This window comes from Nocardiopsis sp. NPDC055879, assembly GCF_053615935.1.
On the sequence record NZ_JBSHCT010000002.1, the window covers coordinates 369,943 to 387,010 of the forward strand.

15 protein-coding genes are annotated in these 17,068 nt (G+C 69.9%); 13 read left to right on the plus strand and 2 right to left on the minus strand.

Annotated elements, in window-relative coordinates; genetic code table 11:
* Nucleotides 1-17 precede the first annotated feature (17 nt).
* The 7 genes from ACWGKS_RS03870 (at nt 18) to ACWGKS_RS03900 (ending at nt 7,041) form a co-directional block, all read left to right on the plus strand.
* Complete coding sequence (locus ACWGKS_RS03870) at nt 18-539, plus strand: MarR family transcriptional regulator (protein WP_358512280.1); 522 nt, start codon at nt 18-20, stop codon at nt 537-539.
* 71 nt (nt 540-610) lie between these two features.
* Nucleotides 611-2,341, plus strand: coding sequence for an acyl-CoA mutase large subunit family protein (locus ACWGKS_RS03875; protein ID WP_358512155.1), 1,731 nt, complete (start codon nt 611-613; stop codon nt 2,339-2,341).
* 109 nt (nt 2,342-2,450) lie between these two features.
* Complete coding sequence (locus tag ACWGKS_RS03880; RefSeq protein WP_358512152.1) at nt 2,451-3,398, plus strand: tetratricopeptide repeat protein; 948 nt, start codon at nt 2,451-2,453, stop codon at nt 3,396-3,398.
* Between the two features lie 204 nt (nt 3,399-3,602).
* Complete coding sequence (locus ACWGKS_RS03885) at nt 3,603-4,325, plus strand: cytidylate kinase-like family protein (RefSeq protein ID WP_358512149.1); 723 nt, start codon at nt 3,603-3,605, stop codon at nt 4,323-4,325.
* A gap of 342 nt (nt 4,326-4,667) precedes the next feature.
* On the plus strand, nt 4,668-6,071 hold the full coding sequence (locus tag ACWGKS_RS03890; RefSeq protein ID WP_358512146.1) for an NAD-dependent malic enzyme: 1,404 nt from the start codon (nt 4,668-4,670) through the stop codon (nt 6,069-6,071).
* 63 nt (nt 6,072-6,134) lie between these two features.
* Nucleotides 6,135-6,716: a YqgE/AlgH family protein gene (locus ACWGKS_RS03895; RefSeq protein WP_358512143.1), complete on the plus strand. Its 582-nt coding sequence runs from the start codon at nt 6,135-6,137 to the stop codon at nt 6,714-6,716.
* An 82-nt stretch (nt 6,717-6,798) separates the two neighbouring features.
* On the plus strand, nt 6,799-7,041 hold the full coding sequence (locus ACWGKS_RS03900) for a DUF3039 domain-containing protein (protein ID WP_358512140.1): 243 nt from the start codon (nt 6,799-6,801) through the stop codon (nt 7,039-7,041).
* Between the two features lie 87 nt (nt 7,042-7,128).
* On the opposite strand, the gene ACWGKS_RS03905 is transcribed toward ACWGKS_RS03900, so the two are convergent.
* Nucleotides 7,129-9,048 carry an HtaA domain-containing protein gene (locus ACWGKS_RS03905; protein ID WP_358512137.1) on the minus strand — a complete coding sequence of 640 codons (1,920 nt, stop codon included), beginning with the start codon at nt 9,046-9,048 and terminating at the stop codon, nt 7,129-7,131.
* Between the two features lie 224 nt (nt 9,049-9,272).
* The gene (locus ACWGKS_RS03910) at nt 9,273-10,670 is read right to left on the minus strand and encodes a cell wall protein (RefSeq protein ID WP_358512135.1); all 1,398 of its coding nucleotides are present in this window, start codon (nt 10,668-10,670) and stop codon (nt 9,273-9,275) included.
* A 243-nt stretch (nt 10,671-10,913) separates the two neighbouring features.
* Here ACWGKS_RS03910 and ACWGKS_RS03915 point away from each other — a divergent pair, with 243 nt between their 5' ends.
* From ACWGKS_RS03915 to ACWGKS_RS03940, 6 genes are all read left to right on the plus strand, one after another.
* A complete protein-coding gene (locus tag ACWGKS_RS03915) occupies nt 10,914-12,017 on the plus strand; it encodes a heme/hemin ABC transporter substrate-binding protein (RefSeq protein WP_452521675.1) in 1,104 nt (367 codons plus the stop codon).
* The gene (locus ACWGKS_RS03920) at nt 12,014-13,129 is read left to right on the plus strand and encodes a FecCD family ABC transporter permease (protein ID WP_452521663.1); all 1,116 of its coding nucleotides are present in this window, start codon (nt 12,014-12,016) and stop codon (nt 13,127-13,129) included. The genes ACWGKS_RS03915 and ACWGKS_RS03920 overlap by 4 nt, the downstream gene beginning before the upstream one ends.
* Nucleotides 13,126-14,040, plus strand: coding sequence for a heme ABC transporter ATP-binding protein (locus ACWGKS_RS03925; RefSeq protein WP_358515634.1), 915 nt, complete (start codon nt 13,126-13,128; stop codon nt 14,038-14,040). The genes ACWGKS_RS03920 and ACWGKS_RS03925 overlap by 4 nt, the downstream gene beginning before the upstream one ends.
* Nucleotides 14,041-14,046: 6 nt before the next feature.
* On the plus strand, nt 14,047-14,841 hold the full coding sequence (locus ACWGKS_RS03930; protein WP_358515637.1) for a class E sortase: 795 nt from the start codon (nt 14,047-14,049) through the stop codon (nt 14,839-14,841).
* Between the two features lie 13 nt (nt 14,842-14,854).
* Complete coding sequence (locus ACWGKS_RS03935) at nt 14,855-15,130, plus strand: hypothetical protein (RefSeq protein ID WP_358515640.1); 276 nt, start codon at nt 14,855-14,857, stop codon at nt 15,128-15,130.
* Between the two features lie 189 nt (nt 15,131-15,319).
* Nucleotides 15,320-17,044, plus strand: coding sequence for a DEAD/DEAH box helicase (locus ACWGKS_RS03940; protein ID WP_358515643.1), 1,725 nt, complete (start codon nt 15,320-15,322; stop codon nt 17,042-17,044).
* The last annotated feature ends 24 nt before the right edge of the window (nt 17,045-17,068 follow it).

Consider the following 17,068-nt stretch of genomic DNA (forward strand, 5'->3'; position numbering starts at 1 on the left):
ACGGCGTGGGAAACCCTTTGAACCTTCCGTTCGACCCGATCGAACGCGCGCACGACAACTGGAGCCAGAGATGGGGCGCCTCGCCCGCGATGGCGGCGGTCACCTCGCTCATGCGCGCGCAACAGATCCTCATCGGTGAGCTGGACGGCACCCTCAAGCCGTTCGGCCTGACCTTCGCGCGCTACGAGGCGCTGGTCCTGCTCACCTTCAGCGCCTCCGGATCGCTGCCCCTGGGCAAGATCGGCGAGCGCCTCATGGTGCACCCGACCAGTGTCACCAACACCATCGACCGCTTGGAGGGACAGGGCTTCGTGCTGCGCAGGCCCAACCCCAGCGATGGTCGAGGGGTGCTGGCGGAGATCACCGAGACGGGCCGCGAGGTCACCGAGGGGGCCACCCGGGCACTCCTGGGCATGGACTTCGGTGTGGGCTGCTACTCCGAGGAGGAGCTGTGGCGTATGCACGAGATGTTCGTGCGGCTCCGTGTCGACTTCGGTGACTTCCCCGCCCCGGTGGCGGAGGAAGCGCGAGGCGCCTGAGCGGCCGAACGCCGTTCGCGCCGTCGCTCGCTCTTCTGTACATACTTAGTTGGACGTCCTACTATTTGGGTATGGCGAACAGCACAGGAGACCTCACCAACGGCGGCGAGGCCCGGGACATCGAGGCCGGGCGCGAGCGCTGGCAGCGCAGGTACGACACCGCCCGCAAACGCGACGCCGACTTCACCTCCCTGTCCGGGAAGCCGCTCGAACCCGTCTACGGCCCGCGACCCGGTGCCGAGGTCCCCGGTTTCGAACGCGTCGGCTGGCCCGGGGAGTACCCCTACACCCGAGGGCTCTATCCCACCGGCTACCGCGGCCGCGCCTGGACCATCCGCCAGTTCGCCGGCTTCGGCAACGCCACCCAGACCAACGAGCGCTACAAGATGATCCTCGCCTCCGGCGGCGGTGGACTGTCCGTGGCCTTTGACATGCCCACGCTCATGGGCTACGACTCCGACTCCCCGCAGGCGCTGGGCGAGGTCGGTCACTGCGGTGTGGCCATCGACTCGGTCGCCGACATGGACCTGCTCTTCGACGGCATCCCCCTCGGCGAGACCACCACGTCCATGACCATCAGCGGCCCCGCCATTCCGGCGTTCTGCATGTACCTGGTGGCGGCCGAACGCCAGGGAGTCGACATCGGCACCCTCAACGGCACGCTGCAGACCGACATCTTCAAGGAGTACATCGCCCAGAAGGAGTGGCTGTACCCGCCCGAACCCCACCTGCGCCTCATCGGCGACCTGATGGAGTACTGCGCGGAGCACATCCCCGCCTTCAAACCGCTGTCGGTCTCGGGCTACCACATCCGTGAGGCCGGCGCCACGGCCGCCCAAGAGCTCGCCTACACGCTCGCGGACGGCTTCGGCTACGTCGAACTCGGTCTCTCCCGCGGGCTGGACATCGATCGGTTCGCCCCCGGCCTGTCGTTCTTCTTCGACGCCCACATCGACTTCTTCGAGGAGATCGCCAAGTTCCGCGCCGCCCGCCGCATCTGGGCCCGCTGGATCCGCGACGTCTACGGCGCCAAGAGCGAGAAGGCCCAGTGGTTGCGGTTCCACACCCAGACCGCCGGGGTGTCCCTCACCGCGCAGCAGCCCTACAACAACGTGGTGCGCACCGCCGTGGAGGCCCTTTCGGCGGTCCTGGGCGGAACCAACTCGCTGCACACCAACGCGCTCGACGAGACGCTGGCCCTGCCCACCGAACAGTCCGCCGAGATCGCCCTGCGCACCCAACAGGTCCTCATGGAGGAGACCGGCGTGGTCAACGTCGCCGACCCGCTCGGCGGCTCCTGGTACGTGGAGGCCCTCACCGACGAGATCGAGGCCGAGGCCGAGCGCATCTTCGCGCACATCCGCCACATGGGCGGCGGTGACGACGTCGAACACGCCATCGGCCCGATGACCTCCGGCATCCTCGCCGGGATCGACAACGGTTACTTCGGCGCCGAGATCGCCGAGTCCGCCTACCAGTACCAGCAGGCCCTGGAGAAGGGCGACAAGCGCATCGTCGGCGTCAACTGCCACACCAACACGGTCTCCGGGGAACTCGACATCCTCAAGATCAGCCACGAGGTGGAGCACGAGCAAAAGCGCGTCCTCACCGACCGCAAGGGCGCGCGCGACCAGGCCGTCGTCGACCGTGCCCTGGCCCGACTCCTGGAGGGTGTGCGGGCCGACGAGGGCAACCTCATCCCGCTCATCATGGACGCGGCCCGGTCCGAGGCGACCCTCGGCGAGATCTGCGCGACCATGGGCGAGGAGTTCGGTACCTACACCGAGGACCCGCAGTTCTGAGCGGCGTCGGCGAGCGCCGCCGCTTCCCGTCCGCGAACCCCTGACCGTTCTGGGGCCCGAGGCGGTACGGAGTCCTCGTACCGCCTCGGGATGGGGCAGGATAGGGAGTATGCAGCCTTCGGACTTTTCACCGAACAGTGCGGTCGACCTCGGGGCGCGCAAGGCGGCCTTGGAACGTGAGGCCAAGCAGCGCGCCGACGAGTCGGCCGGTCGTACCAACCCCTTCGCCGTCAACGTCGATGAGGCCACCTTCCAGCAGGTGCTGGAGAGCTCTCTGTCGGCGCCGGTCGTCCTCGCGGTCCTCGCGGGCTGGTCCGAGCAGTCCAAGCAGGTCGAGGACGCCCTGGACAACCTCTCCAGGGGCTCCGGCGGCAACTGGATCCTGGGCAAGATCGACAGCGAGGCCAGTCCTCAGCTGGTGCAGGCGTTGCGCGTGCAGGGCGCGCCGAGCATCATCATCGCCGTCCAGGGTCAGGTCATGCCCCTGATGCAGGGCCCGGCGACCGAGGAGCAGCTCCGTGAGGGGCTCACCCAGGTCTTCGGCGCCCTGGCCCAGCAGGGCATGCTCCCGCCGGGGCACCCCGGCACGGTGGACGGCGACCCCTCCGCGATGCCCGAGGACCAGGGCGCCCCCGAACCCGAGGCCGACCCGGTCGACGTCGAGGCGCAGGCCGCCCTGGAACGCGGTGACTTCGACGCGGCCGCCGCGGTCTTCGAGAAGGCGCTGGCCGCCGACCCCAAGAACGCCGAGGTCAAGGCCAAGCTGGCGCAGGTGCGCCTGATCGGCCGACTCCAGGACGTGGACCCCGAGGCCGCGCTGCAGGCCGCGGTCGACCGCCCGAACGACGTCGACGCCCAGATCGTCGTGTCCGACGTCTTCATGTACGGCGGCAAGTTCGACGACGCCTTCGACCGCCTCATCGACACGATCAAGCGCACCGCCGATGAGGACCGGAACAAGGCCCGCGAACACCTGCTGTCCCTGTTCGACCTACTGCCGGCCGGGGACCCGCGCGTGGGCGCGGCCCGCCGCAAGCTCACCTCCGCCCTGTTCTGATCGGATACCGGCCGGTGCCCGTTCTCCGAGATTTCTTGGGACGGTCACCGGCCGGAGAACTCCACCCGTTCGTGCCCGATCGTGGCAAATCATGCGGTATTTGCCGTAGCGAAGACGGGTGGGATGGTCGCCCCCTCGCCGGGTAAAAGAACTACACGGCGGGCCGCGGAGACACGGTCCACAGCACGACCGGGCAGGTGGACCATGACGACCGACCGCACCCCGCATCCCGGCGGAGCCCCCGTCGTGACGATCTCGGCCACCTTCGGCGCCGGCGGCAGCGTCATCGGCCCGGCCATCGCCGCCCGGCTGGGCGTCCCCTTCCTCGACCGCGCGGTCCCCAGCGCCGTCGCCGAACAGATCGGCTGCTCGCTCGACGAGGCCCTCCAACGCGACGACCGTGCTCCGGGCGGCTTCGAGCGACTCCTCGCCAGCGCGGCCCGGCTGCCCACCGTCACCCTCGGCAGCGTCGAAACCGCCTATTTCGGCACCATGGACGACGAGGGTCGTCTCCTCTACGACCACGAGTTCGTCGAACAGACCGAACGGGTCATCAAGGACGTGGCCCGCGCCGGCGGGGTCGTCCTCGGTCGTGCCGCCGCGGTGATCCTGGCCGACCACCCGGGCGCCCTGCACGTACGGCTGGACGGAAGCCGTGAGGCCCGCCTGCGCCGAGCCCGCCGTCTGTGGGAACTCGGGAACCGGGAGGAGTTCGGTGGCAAGGGGTGGGGCCCCACCCCGCCCACCGCGAAACTGCTGAGCGACAACGACCGCGCTCGCGCCGCCTACGTGCGCCGGTTCTACCGGGTCGATCCGGCCGATCCGGGCCACTACCACTTGGTGGTCGATTCCGCCGTGCTCTCCACCGACGCCTGTGCGGACATGGTGGTTCGGGCGGCCGAAGACCGCGCCGGAGATAGGAATTAATGCGATTTTTTCCGCAAGCGTTAATTGTCCTCTTGTGCTGACGTTCCCCCCTTGACTCAGGTAGGGTGAAGCGACTCGGTTGTGGGTTTCCAGCCAGCCCCCGGCCGTCAACCGAGCCCCCGCTTTCGAAGGCACCCCTCTACGGATGCCACGGCGGGAAGCGTCGCCGGCACGGAGAACGAACCCCCGTGTTATCGGCGCGCGAGAGCCGACCAGAGCCACCGGGGCGGATCCATGGCGTGCAGGGCCACAGCCGTTCCGGGGTCGGTACGTACGTCCACGGGAGGGGCCGCCGGTGCGCCCCGCGGACGGATGACACCAGCCAAAGCCAAGGAGCAACACGTGGCCACCCTTCCCAGCGTTTCGTACTCCATCACCGTCCGACTGGAACTGGACGCCGGAGGTAGCGCGGTCGGCAGCCTCACCAACGCGGTGGAGCAGGTCGGCGGCATGATCACCGCCCTCGACGTGGCGGCCGCTGGGCACGAGCGCATCCGCATCGACGTCACCTGCGCCGCTCGCGACACCGAGCACGCCCAGGCGATCGTCGACGCCCTCGGCGCCGTCGACGGGGTCGTCGTCCACAAGGTCAGCGACCGCACCTTCCTCATGCACCTCGGCGGCAAGATCGAGATGAAGTCGAAGGTGCCGCTGCGCAACCGCGACGAACTCTCCATGGCCTACACCCCCGGAGTCGCCCGCGTCTCCCAGGCCATCGCCGCCAACAAGGAAGACGCCCGTCGCCTGACCATCAAGCGCAACAGCGTCGCCGTGGTCACCGACGGATCCGCCGTCCTGGGCCTGGGCAACATCGGCCCCGAGGCCGCCATGCCCGTCATGGAGGGCAAGGCCGCCCTGTTCAAACGCTTCTCCGACATCGACGCATGGCCCATCGCCCTGGACACCCAGGACGTCGACGAGATCGTCCGAACCGTCCAGCTGCTCGCCCCCGGGTTCGGCGGCATCAACCTGGAGGACATCTCCGCCCCTCGCTGCTTCGAGGTCGAGGCCCGCCTGCGCGAACTCCTGGACATCCCCGTCTTCCACGATGACCAGCACGGCACCGCCATCGTCGTCCTGGCCGCCCTGCGCAACGCCCTGCGCGTGGTCGGCAAGAAGCTGTCCGAGGTCCGCGTCGTCATGTCCGGCGCGGGCGCGGCCGGTACCGCCATCCTCAAGCTGCTCATGCACGCCGGAGCGCGCGACATCATCGTCAACGACGTGCACGGCTCCGTCCACTCCGGACGCGAGGACCTGGACCAGAACCTGGGCTGGATCGCCGAACACACCAACCAGGGCGGCTACAGCGGCGACCTCAAGGGCGCCGTCGCCGGAGCCGACGTGTTCATCGGCGTCTCCGCCCCGAACCTGCTCGACGGCGAGGACATCGCCGAGATGAACGAGGACTCGATCATCTTCGCGCTGGCCAACCCCGACCCGGAGGTCGACCCCGACATCGCGCACCTGCACGCCTCGGTCGTGGCCACCGGACGCAGCGACTACCCGAACCAGATCAACAACGTGCTGGTCTTCCCCGGCTTCTTCCGCGGTCTGCTGGACGCCCAGAGCCACAACGTCACCTCGGACATGATGGTCGCCGCCGCCGAAGCCCTCGCCGACGTCGTCACCGAGGACGAACTGGGCCCGAACTACATCATCCCGAGCGTCTTCCACCCGGAGCTGTCCACCCACGTGGCCAACGCGGTCCGCGAGGTCGCTCAGCGCGGCCAGGAGACCAAGGCCTGAACAGTCTCGCCGAACCCTCCTGATAGGGCGCCCGACCGGTCGCCTTTCGGGTAAAGGTGGACCATGGACCAGTCGACTCTGACCGGGCGCCTACTGGTGGCCGCCCCCTTGCTTCAAGAGGACTCCTTCCGCCGTTCGGTGGTGTTCGTCGTAGACGACGCCGCCGACGGCACCCTCGGGGTGATCCTCAACCGTCCGCTGGAACTTCCGGTGGGCGAGGTCGTGAACTCGTGGGGCGCCTACGCCAGTTCCCCGGCGGTGATGTTCTCGGGCGGGCCGGTGGGCACCGACTCGGGTATCGCCCTGGGCAGCGCAGTCCCCGAGGACGAGCCCCCGGGTTGGTCCCCGTTGGTGGGTCCACCCCCCGGAACGGGACTGGACGGCGTGGGAGTCGTGGACCTGGACGGGCCGCCCGAGATGCTCGGCTCCTCCCTGGCGGCTCTGCGCGTCTTCGCCGGTTACTCCGGTTGGGGTTCGGGGCAGCTCCAAGGGGAGATCGAGGAGGGCGCCTGGTTCGTGGTCGACGCGTTCGCCGACGACCTTTTCGGTGCCACCCCCGAGGGGTTGTGGTCACGGGTCCTGCGCCGGCAGGGCGGAGAGATGGCCCTTTTGTCGACCTACCCGGACGACCCCACCATGAACTGAGCGCAAGCTTGTCCCCGGTGAGACTGAGACGGGCCGCGGCACCCTATACCGTGGGGTCCAGACGTTGAAAGGTGTGAGGACGATGTCGATGGACGTCCTGAACAAGGTTCTTCCGGACAGCGAGACCAGGCCGGACATCTCGCACGACGATGGTGATCGCGAGCGGTTCGCGCACTACGTGCAGAAGGAGAAGATCACCCAGAGCGCGGTGACCGGTGACCCGGTGATCGCCCTGTGCGGCAAGGTGTGGGTACCCAACCGCGACCCGAAGAAGTTCCCCGTGTGCCCGGAGTGCAAGCAGGCGTACGAGGACATGATGAAGTAGACGGCCCTTCCGGTCGCACCCGTAAGGCCTTGACCCACCCCCGCGGGTGAGCCAAGGCCTTCGTCGTGTTCGAGACGGACCGGGGGGCTAGAGTTCGCCGTCCTCGGTGCCGGCGCCGTCCGCGCCGTTGCGTCGGCGCGAGACCGCGATCGCCACGCCGCCCGCCGCCACCGCGGCCGCGGCCGCGGTCAGCAGACCGGCCAGGGCGGTACCGGTGTTGGGGAGCCCGGGCTTGCCACCGCCCTCACCGTCACCGGGGCCGGGGGTCGGCCCGCCGTCGCCACCACCATTGTCGCCGTCGCCGCCGCCGGGGACCTGAACGTCCTCGTCCACGCTCACGGCCAGCGAGATCGGGTCCAGTCGCTCACCCTCGACGTAGAAGTCGGCGAACGCGGGGACGCCTTCGGCGGTGAGGGCGGTCGGGATCGGGCCCCAGCTCAACACACCCTCGTCGACCTCGGCGTCGACACCGGACAGGTCCAGGTCGGCCAGGGCGACGTCGTCGTAGGTGACGAGTTCGGCGTCGGTCAGGGACTTGCTGACCACGTCGGCGTACAGGGTGCCCGCCTCGCCGTCGATCTCCACGCGCGGGTCGGTGACGGACATGTACAGCAGCGGGTCGGCGTCACCGTAGACGTGGCCCTCGAAGAGCACGGTGCCGGTGAGGTCGATCTCGGCGGTGACGTCGTCCAGGTTCGCCCGGCCGGTGGCGTCGGTGAACGAGAAGGTCCCGTCCTCGCCACGGGTGGCGCCTTCGGACGTGGTGATCTCACCGGCGGCGATGTCGCCCTCGATGTAGTTGCGGAAGGACTCCTTGACGCCCCAGTCGGCGCGGCCGTTGAAAACGGTCAGGTCGCCCTCGGGGAGTTCGCCCTCGCCGTTCCCGCCGTCGCCGTCACCATCGCCGTCGTCGCCGCCCTCACCATCGTCCTCGGTGGCGAAGGAGATCGGGGTCCACACGTCCTGGTCGCGGTTGCCGATGTCGGTGTGGTCGTTGAAGACCGCGACGTAGCACCGGGTCTCGACGCAGTCGTAGGTCGTCTCCTCGGCGTCGTAGGCGCCGGACACCTCGACCTCGGTGGAGAAGGTGCCCTCGTCACCGGGGGCGTCGGCACCACGCAGCCACACCGCGCCGGTGTGGTGCTCCGGGAAGGAGTCCGCCGACCGCTCGGCGGCGGTCAGGGCGACGTACACGCCCTGGCCGGGACGGAAACCGGTGCCGTCGACGGTGACGGTCTCGCCCTCGGGGTTCAGTTCCTCGGTCTTGGAGACGGTGACCCTCGGGTCGTGGGTGGGCTCACCCGGTTCACCGGGCTCGCCGCCCTCCACGGCGGTGGTGGTGAAGGACAGCGGGTCCATCGGATCACCCGCACCATAGAAGCCGGCGAAGGCCTCGACCGCGTCGGCGTGCAGGGTGCCCGCCTCGGAGGTGAGGGCGAGGGAGTCGCCGTCCACGATCAGTTCGGCGCCGGTCAGCTCGGTCACGGGGACCTCGCCGAAATCGACCAGGTCGCCGGGCGGCAGGTTCGGGTTCGCACCGTTGAATTCGCGGCTGGTGACCTCGGCGTACACGGTGGCGGAGCCGTCGCCGTCGAACTCCACGCGGGGGTCGGCGACATGGACCTCCAGGACCGCGCCCTGACCGTAGTCGTGGCCCGCGAAGACCACCCGGCCGCCGAAGCTCACCTCACCGGAGGCGTCCTCCTTGGAGACGGAGCCGTCCACGGTCGGGAAGTCGAAGGTCCCGTCGTCGTTGACACTCGCGCCGTCGGACGCGGTGATCTCACCATCGGCGATGGGGCTGCCGATGTAGTTGCGGAAGGACTGCTTGACACCCCAGGTGGCGGAACCGCCGTCCAGGGAGACGGGCGCCTCGTCGGCCATCGCGGCCGGGGCCGCCGCCACGGTGAGGGAGGCCCCGAGGGCGGCCGCGCCCACGTAGGCGGTGAGGGAGCGCAGCGCCCGGCGGGCCCTGCCGTCGCCCTCATGGTTCGTGTTGGTGCTCATGTGATCGGTGGTTCCCATCGTGTCGGGGGAGAGGTGATTCGGTCTCGATCGCGCGTCGGGACCGGGGATGGTGCGGGGGCGGCGGGTGCGCGCTGAGCGGGCGCGGCGGTACCCGCCGAGGGAGAGCGGGTCATGAGGAGGGAGGAGGGGCGGTCGTCCACAGCGTTCGAGGTGGGGGTGGTGCCTCCGCCTCCCGGTTGTGAGAGCCCCACCGTCCCCCGAGATCACGCGGTGGTCGGGTCGGTCCCACCCGCCCGGCGTCGGGTCGCCACCAGCGCGGTGACACCGGCCAGAGAGGCCACCACGGCGGTCAGCAGCAACCCCGCCAACGGGGCGCCGGTCAGGGCCAGGGGCCCGTCGCCACCGGAGCCGCCGGAACCGGAGCCGGATCCGGAGCCGCTCGCGCCGCCCGCACCGGAGCCGCCGCTCGCGCCACCCCCGCCAGAACCGGAACCCGCGCCCTCGTCGGAGCCGGAACCATCGCCGGACCCGCCACCGCCGTCGCCCGCCTGCCCCGCGAAGGTCACCGGGACGAACTCGTCCTGACCGCGGTCGCTGGAGCGGGTGTGGTCGTTTCGGGTCACCACGGCGCACTCGGTGCCTGCCGCGGTGCAGTCGGTGTTGTCGTCCTTGGCCTTGACGGCCAGTTCCACGGTGAAGCCGCCGTCGGTCCCGCCACCCGTGTAGGGGGTGGCCAGGCCCTCTCCGTAGGGCGGCGGGTTGCTGGAGATCCAGGCGGACGAACCGCCCTCGCCTTCCATGTCCACCCCACCGATGCACGGCCCGGGCGCGACGCTCGAACCGGCGTTGGCGGTGTCGCACAGGGCCACGTAGATGCCCTTGGCGGTGTCGTAGCCGGAGCCGGTGACGGTCACGGTCTCCCCGTCGGGGTCGATCCCGCTGGTCTTGGAGACGCTGAGCGACAGATCGCCCGGGGTCCGGGGCAGGGCTTGGGGAGCGTTGTGCGGGGCCGCCTGCGGCGCGCTCCGGGAAGCGCTCTGCGGCCGGTTCTCGGGAACGGCGGCGGGCACGGCGAAGACGACCGGAACCGCGGCCACGACCGCTGGTACGGCGGGGGAGACGGGTGCAAGCACCGGGGCGCTCATTCCCGCGCCGGGGTCGGAGACCACACCGTCATCGGTGGGCTCGACCGACTCACCCGTCCCATCCACCTCGTCCGTCCGCTCGGGCGGCTCGGCGTCGAGGACGACGATCTCGAAGGGATCCTCCTCGGTGTCCAGGCCCGCCTCGGCGGCGAAGTCGACACCGGTGTCGAGGGTGACGCCGAACAGGCCGCGCTCGTCCACGTCGGTGGTGACGGTGTTGTCGTCGTCGAGTACGGCGGTCTCGTCGACCTCGTCGGTGCCCCGTGCCTCGGCGGGGACGGCGCGCGTGGTGATCTCGATCCGGGAACCGGGGGTGTGCCCGATGCCGGCGACCGTGACGCTGTCGCCCTCGGGGTCGAGTCCCTGGGTTCGGTTCACGGTGGTGGTTCGGGGGTGGACTGGTTCGTCGATGGGTTCGGCGAGCACCGTCGAGGGTGCGCCGGCGACCAGAAGCGTCGCCGCGGCGACGGTGGCCAGGGGTGGGACAAGCCCACGGAGGGGAACCGCTGCTCGCATCAGGGGCCTTAGTTGTCGGGCGGGTCGGACGAGGGGCCGACCTCCGCGTGAGGTGGGGGAAACGATTTTAGGTTATGCTTACCTATGTGAAGTGAGCCTTGCCTAACTCGATCCGGCGCCGCAATAGTTGACCACTGAAGCGACGAGGTTGTCAAGGATCTGACGACCTGTCATATAAAAGGTCTTGTCGTGACCCGCTCCGCGGCCCCGACCGGCATCCCGGCTCAACCGAAAGCGATCGCCATGCCCCACGCCGTCCCCCGAACCCTCCCGCGCGGTGGTCTCGGCCCGCTCGCCCTCGCCATCGCCTGCACCCTGGCCCTGACCGCCTGCACGGGCCCCGACGCCCCCGTGGACGCGTCAGGGGACGCGGGCGGCATCCCGGACCTGTCCGAGAACCGCCTCCAGATCCTGGACGAGGTCGCGGCCCCCGAACTCCCCGTCACCGTCGAATCCGTGCTCCTCGACCCCTACCGCTCCTCCTCCGACCCCCTGGAGTACGAGGACGTCGAGGTGACCGACGCCGAACGCATCCTCCCGCTCACCGGAAGCCTCGCCGAGATCGTCTTCACGCTCGGTCTGGGCGACAACGTGGTCGGCCGCGACGTGGCCGCCACCTTCGACGAGGCCGCCGACCTGCCCGTCATCAGTGAGGGCCACGAGGTCTCGGCCGAGACGGTCCTGGCCCTCCGACCCACCGTGATCCTCGCCGACACCCAGACCGGCCCGCCCGAGGTGATCGAACAGGTCCAGAACTCCGGCATCCCCGTCGTCATCGTCGAAGAGGCCTGGTCCATCGACGAGATGTATCCCCGCTTCGAACGTGTGGCACGGGCCCTCGGCGTCCCCGACTCCGGCACCCTCCTGGCCGAACGCACCCAGGAGCAGATGGCGCAGGTGCGCGAGAGTTCCCTGGAGACCAGCGGCGATCCCCTCGTCGCCTTCCTCTATCTGCGCGGCACCGCCGGCGTGTACCTGCTCGGCGGCCCCGGCTCGGGCGCCGACGCCCTGCTCGAAGAGATCGGAGCCCGCGACGCCGGTGTCGAGATGGGCCTGACCACGGCCTTCACCCCCATCACCACCGAAGCGCTCATCGAGGCACGCCCCGACGTCCTGCTGGTCATGACCAAGGGACTGGAATCGGTCGGCGGCGTCGCCGGACTTTCCGAGATTCCCGGCGTCGCGCAGACCCCGGCCGGACGGAACCAGGCCGTCATCGACTTCGAGGACGGCGTCCTGCTCAACTTCGGTCCCCGCACCCCGCAGGTCATCACCACCATGGCCGAGGAACTCGCCGCGGTCACCGGCGAGACCGGCGACGCCTCGGGTGCGGAGGGCGACGAGTGACCGCCCTGTCCCCACGCCCCACCACCGGATCCGACGACGCCCCCGCGGACGACGGCGGGGCCACCCCCGGGACCCTCTGCCGACGCCTGCGCGCCACCCTGCTGATCACGGGCCTGTCCGTCGGACTCGTCGTCGTCTCCGTGATCGCCGCCGGTGTGGGCGCCTACCCGATCCCCGCCGGCCAGGTCGCGGCCTCCCTCCTGGACGCGGTGGGCCTGCGGGTCGGCGGCCTGCCCGACCAGATCGCCGAGACCGTCCTGTGGGACGTGCGCCTGCCCCGTGTGGTCCTGGCCGTCATGGTCGGTGCGGCCCTGGGCAGCGCCGGCGCCATGATGCAGGGCATCTTCGGCAACCCCCTCGCCGAACCCGGCGTCATCGGCGTCTCCTCCGGCGCGGCCGTCGGCGCGATCGTGGTCATCTTCACCGGGCTGACCGTGCTCGGTCACTGGACGATCATCGCGTCGGCGTTCGTCTTCGGCCTGCTCACCACGTTGTTCGTGTACGTGTTCGCGCGCTCCGGCGGCCGTACCGAGGTCGTCACCCTGCTGCTCACCGGTATCGCGGTCAACGCCATCGCCGGCGCGGCCATCGGGCTGATGACCAACTTCTCCCAGGACGCCGAGATCCAGACCATCACCTTCTGGCAGCTGGGCAGCGTCTCCACCGCCACCTGGTCCAAGGTCGCCGCGATCGCGCCGTGCCTGTTGCTGGGCCTGTCCGTCATCCCGTTCTACGCGCGCAAGCTCGACCTGTTGTCCCTCGGCGAGGGGCCCGCCCGTCATCTGGGCGTGGACGTCGAACGCATGCGTTTGGTGATCATCACCGCGATGGCGTTGCTGACCTCCGCCGCGGTCGCCTTCGCGGGGATCGTCGCGTTCGTCGGACTGGTCGTACCCCACATCATCCGGATGGTCACCGGTCCCGGACACCGGGTGCTGCTGCCCGCCTCGGCGCTGGGCGGCGGGCTGCTCCTGCTCGCCGCCGACCTGCTCGCCCGAACCGCGGCCGCCCCCGCCGAGATCCCACTCGGCGTGGTCACCGCGGCCCTGGGCGGACCGTTCTTCTTCTACCTGCTGCACCGCACCCGCGCCAAGCAAGGAGGCTGGTCATGACCACGGGGTCCCCGCTGCGCCGCCGGTTCGCGTCAGCCGTCGCCCCACTCACCCGGGCACCCGATCGGCCCGAACCCCTCGAACCCGGCGCCCCCGTGGTCCGAGCGCGGGACGTCACCGTCCGCAGGGGTGGGCGGGCCCTGCTCGACGGGGTCGATGTCACCGTCCGTTCCGGGGAGCTGCTGGCGCTGGTCGGCCCCAACGGCGCCGGCAAGTCCACGCTGTTGCGCGCCGTTTCCGGGGACGTCACCGGAGCACCCGGTAAGGGGGAGCGGGACTCGGGCACGGTGCGCCTGTTCGACCGCCCGCTGGAGGAGTGGACCCCGCCCGAACTCGCGCTGCGCCGCGCCGTCCTGCCCCAGGAGGCCACGGTCGGCTTCCCGTTCTCCGTGCACGAGCTCGTCACCATGGGGCGGGCGCCCTGGGCCGGGCTGAGCACCCCCGATCAGGACGCCGCACTCGTGCGCGAGGCCATGGCGCGGGTCGGTGTCGAACAGCTCGCCGACCGACGTTTCCCCACGCTCTCCGGCGGCGAACGAGCCCGGGTGATGCTCGCCCGCGTATTGGCCCAGGACACCTCCCTGCTCCTGCTGGACGAACCCACCGCGGCGCTCGACATCCGCCACCAGGAACTCGTTCTGGGGATCGCGCGTACACTGGCGTCCCACGGTGGGGCGGTTATCGTGGTCCTGCACGATTTGGGGCTTGCGGCCGCGTACGCCCATCGTGTGGCGGTACTCTCCGGAGGACGGGTCGCAGCGCAGGGCACCCCCGCCGACGTCTTCACCGCGTCGTTGCTCAGCGCCGTGTACCGACACGAGGTCGAAGTACTGCCGCATCCGCGTACGGGGGTCCCGCTCGTCGTCCCACTCCGGTCACCCGGGTGCACACGAAAGCGTCCACAGGAGTAGGTCGTATTGGTGTCCACAACTGAACGGCAGTCGCGCGATGAGCCCCACCCCGAGAACGAGGAGCACCGCCCCCGCTCCTCCAGGGGCGGGAGGCGGCGCGCCCGCAAACCGAAGACCACCCCCGGTGACGTCGTCCGCGGTTTCGTACGGTTCTTCGGCGAGATCCTGCTGACCGCGGGTCTGCTGATGCTGTTCTACGCCGGTTACGAGGTGTACGGCTCCCAGTGGGAGACCGACCGCGAACAGCAGGGGCTGGCGGACGGGCTCGACGAGGCCTGGGCCGCCACGGAGGAGACCGTGCAGGGGCCCGACTCGGAGCCGCTGCCCGGCAGCGCCGACAGCCGCCTGTACGTTCCGAGCCTGGACCTGGACTGGGTCGTCGTCAACGGCACCGAGCCCGACGACATCCGCTACAGTCCCGGTCGCTACACCCAGTTCGACAGCGCACCCGGTGAGATGGGCAACTACGGCGTGGCCGCCCACCGCACCCCCGGCCTGTTCTGGGACCTCGACCTGCTCGACGAGGGCGACGTCATGGTCCTGGAGGACGGCGAGAACTTCTATACCTACGAGGTCTTCCGAGAGGAGACCGTGTTGCCCGAGGACTTCTGGGTGGTCACCCCCGACCCCTTCGAGGACGCCTCGGAAGAGGAACCCGGACGTGCGCTGCTCACCCTCACCACCTGCGCGCCCAAGCTCAACAACACGCACCGGCTCATCGTCTGGGCGGAACTGGCCGAGACCACGCCCAAGTCCGAGGGCATGCCGGAGTCCATCGCGCACATGGCGCCGGAAGCCTAGGGAGGGTTCACGAATGTACGGCCTGATCTGGCGCGTCCTGCCGGGACCATGGGCGTCGAAGTTCATCATGATGGTCGGCCTGCTCGCGGGTGCCGCCGCGCTGCTGTGGTTCTTCGCCTTCCCGGCGATCTCCCCCCACATGCCGTTCAACGACGGTGCGGTGGACACGTCGAACATCGGAGGTGAGGAGGCCCCCGCCGGCGTGCCCGGTGAGGACGCCGAATCCACCGGTGATGAGCTGGGAGGCGATCCCGGGGCCGACCCGGAAGCCGAAGAGGGCGGCGTTTAGGACACGAGGAAAGACAGCGGTTTCGACGCTGAAGAGGAACAACAGGGCGGCGCGGTGCACGGGCACCGTGCCGCCCGTCGTGAGGTGGTGGAATGGTGGGCCGCTGTGCGCGGCACCACTGCCGGGGCTCCATCTTCCGGACCGGGCAACCACTAACCTCTAGCAGGTGAGCAACGGGGGACGAGACGAATGACGGTGACGCAGACCTCGCAAGAGGATCGCCTGAGCGGCCTTCGGGCCTGGCAGAGGGAGGCCTTCGAGGAGTACTTCCGCAGGCAGCCGCGCGACTTCCTCGCGGTGGCCACCCCCGGCGCGGGCAAGACCACCTTCGCCCTCACCCTGGCCAGTGAGCTCCTCCAACGGCACGCAGTGCGTTCGATCACCATCGTCTGCCCCACCGAGCACCTCAAGAAGCAGTGGGCGGAGGCCGCGGCGCGGTTCGGGATCCCCATCGACCCCGAGTTCAAGAACGGGCAGGGCGCACTGGGGCGTCAGTACCTCGGTGCGGCCGTCACCTACGCGCAGGTGGCCGCGCACCCGATGTTGCACCGCAACCGCACCGAGGCGCGCAAGACCCTGGTGATCTTCGACGAGGTCCACCACGCCGGCGACGCCCTGTCCTGGGGCGAGGCGGCACGGGAGGCCTTCGACCCGGCCACCCGAAGGCTCTCACTGACCGGCACCCCGTTCCGCTCCGACATCAACCCCATCCCGTTCGTGGACTACGTCCAGGACGGTGCCGGGGTCAGACGTTGCTCGTGGGACTACAGCTACGGGTACGCGCCCGCGCTGGAGGACGGCGTGGTGCGCCCGGTCATCTTCATGGCCTACTCCGGTGAGATGCGCTGGCGGACCAAGGCCGGTGACGAACTCGCCGCACGCCTGGGCGAACCGCTCACCCAGGACGCGCTCTCCCAGGCCTGGCGGGCCGCGCTCGACCCCAAGGGCGACTGGATCAAGAAGGTCCTGCAGGCCGCCGACCGGCGCCTGACAGAGGTGCGCAAGACACACCCGGACGCCGGCGCGCTGGTCATCGCCAGCGACCACGAGAACGCCCGCGCCTATTCACGGATCCTGCGGCAGATCACCGGCAAGGGCGCCACCGTGGTGCTCTCCGACGACCCCACGGCCTCCAAGAAGATCTCCCGGTTCGCCGCCGGCGACGATCGTTGGATGGTCGCGGTGCGCATGGTCTCCGAAGGTGTGGACGTGCCCCGTCTGATGGTGGGCGTGTACGCCACCTCCACCAGCACCCCGCTGTTCTTCGCGCAGGCCATCGGGCGTTTCGTGCGGGTCCGCAAGCGTGGCGAGGTGGCGTCGGTGTTCCTGCCGTCGGTGCCCACGCTGTTGGAGTACGCGGGCGAGATGGAGCGCGAGCGCGACCACGTCCTGGACAAGACACCAGGTGACGACGAGTACCCGGAGGAGGACCTGCTCCGGGAGGCGAACAAGAAGAAGGACTCGCCGGACGCGGGGGAGGAGCTCCCGTTCGAGACGATGGAGTCCGCCGCCGAGTTCGACCGGGCGCTGTACGACGGCCTGGAGTACGGGGGCGGCGCCGCGGGGTCCAGTGAGGAGGAGGACTTCCTCGGGCTGCCCGGGCTGCTCGACCCCGACCAGGTCTCCCAGTTGTTGCGCAAGCGCAAGGCGGACCTGAAGGCGAGTGAGCTCAAGGCCAAGGGCAGGCAGGAACCGGAGGAGCCCAAGGGGCCCACCCACCAGATCCTGGCCGACCTGCGTCGCGAACTCAGTGGGTTGGTGGGGGCCTGGCACCATCGGACCGGAAAACCGCACGGTGCCATCCACAACGAGCTGCGGCGCGCCTGTGGTGGGCCGCCCGTCGCGCAGGCCACCCCGGATCAGATCCAGGAACGCATCGCCAAGCTGCGCGCCTGGGCCGTCGGGCAGAAATAGTCACTGACCAGTCGAATCGGGCAA

Bases quoted from the DNA above. Each gene is read 5' to 3' on its own strand.
- ACWGKS_RS03875 (WP_358512155.1), top strand. From the start codon at position 611: ATGGCGAACAGCACAGGAGACCTCACCAACGGCGGCGAGGCCCGGGAC.
- ACWGKS_RS03880 (WP_358512152.1), top strand. From the start codon at position 2,451: ATGCAGCCTTCGGACTTTTCACCGAACAGTGCGGTCGACCTCGGGGCG.
- ACWGKS_RS03885 (WP_358512149.1), top strand. From the start codon at position 3,603: ATGACGACCGACCGCACCCCGCATCCCGGCGGAGCCCCCGTCGTGACG.
- ACWGKS_RS03895 (WP_358512143.1), top strand. From the start codon at position 6,135: ATGGACCAGTCGACTCTGACCGGGCGCCTACTGGTGGCCGCCCCCTTG.
- ACWGKS_RS03900 (WP_358512140.1), top strand. From the start codon at position 6,799: ATGTCGATGGACGTCCTGAACAAGGTTCTTCCGGACAGCGAGACCAGG.
- ACWGKS_RS03905 (WP_358512137.1), bottom strand. From the start codon at position 9,048: ATGAGCACCAACACGAACCATGAGGGCGACGGCAGGGCCCGCCGGGCG.
- ACWGKS_RS03910 (WP_358512135.1), bottom strand. From the start codon at position 10,670: ATGCGAGCAGCGGTTCCCCTCCGTGGGCTTGTCCCACCCCTGGCCACC.
- ACWGKS_RS03915 (WP_452521675.1), top strand. From the start codon at position 10,914: ATGCCCCACGCCGTCCCCCGAACCCTCCCGCGCGGTGGTCTCGGCCCG.
- ACWGKS_RS03925 (WP_358515634.1), top strand. From the start codon at position 13,126: ATGACCACGGGGTCCCCGCTGCGCCGCCGGTTCGCGTCAGCCGTCGCC.
- ACWGKS_RS03935 (WP_358515640.1), top strand. From the start codon at position 14,855: ATGTACGGCCTGATCTGGCGCGTCCTGCCGGGACCATGGGCGTCGAAG.
- ACWGKS_RS03940 (WP_358515643.1), top strand. From the start codon at position 15,320: ATGACGGTGACGCAGACCTCGCAAGAGGATCGCCTGAGCGGCCTTCGG.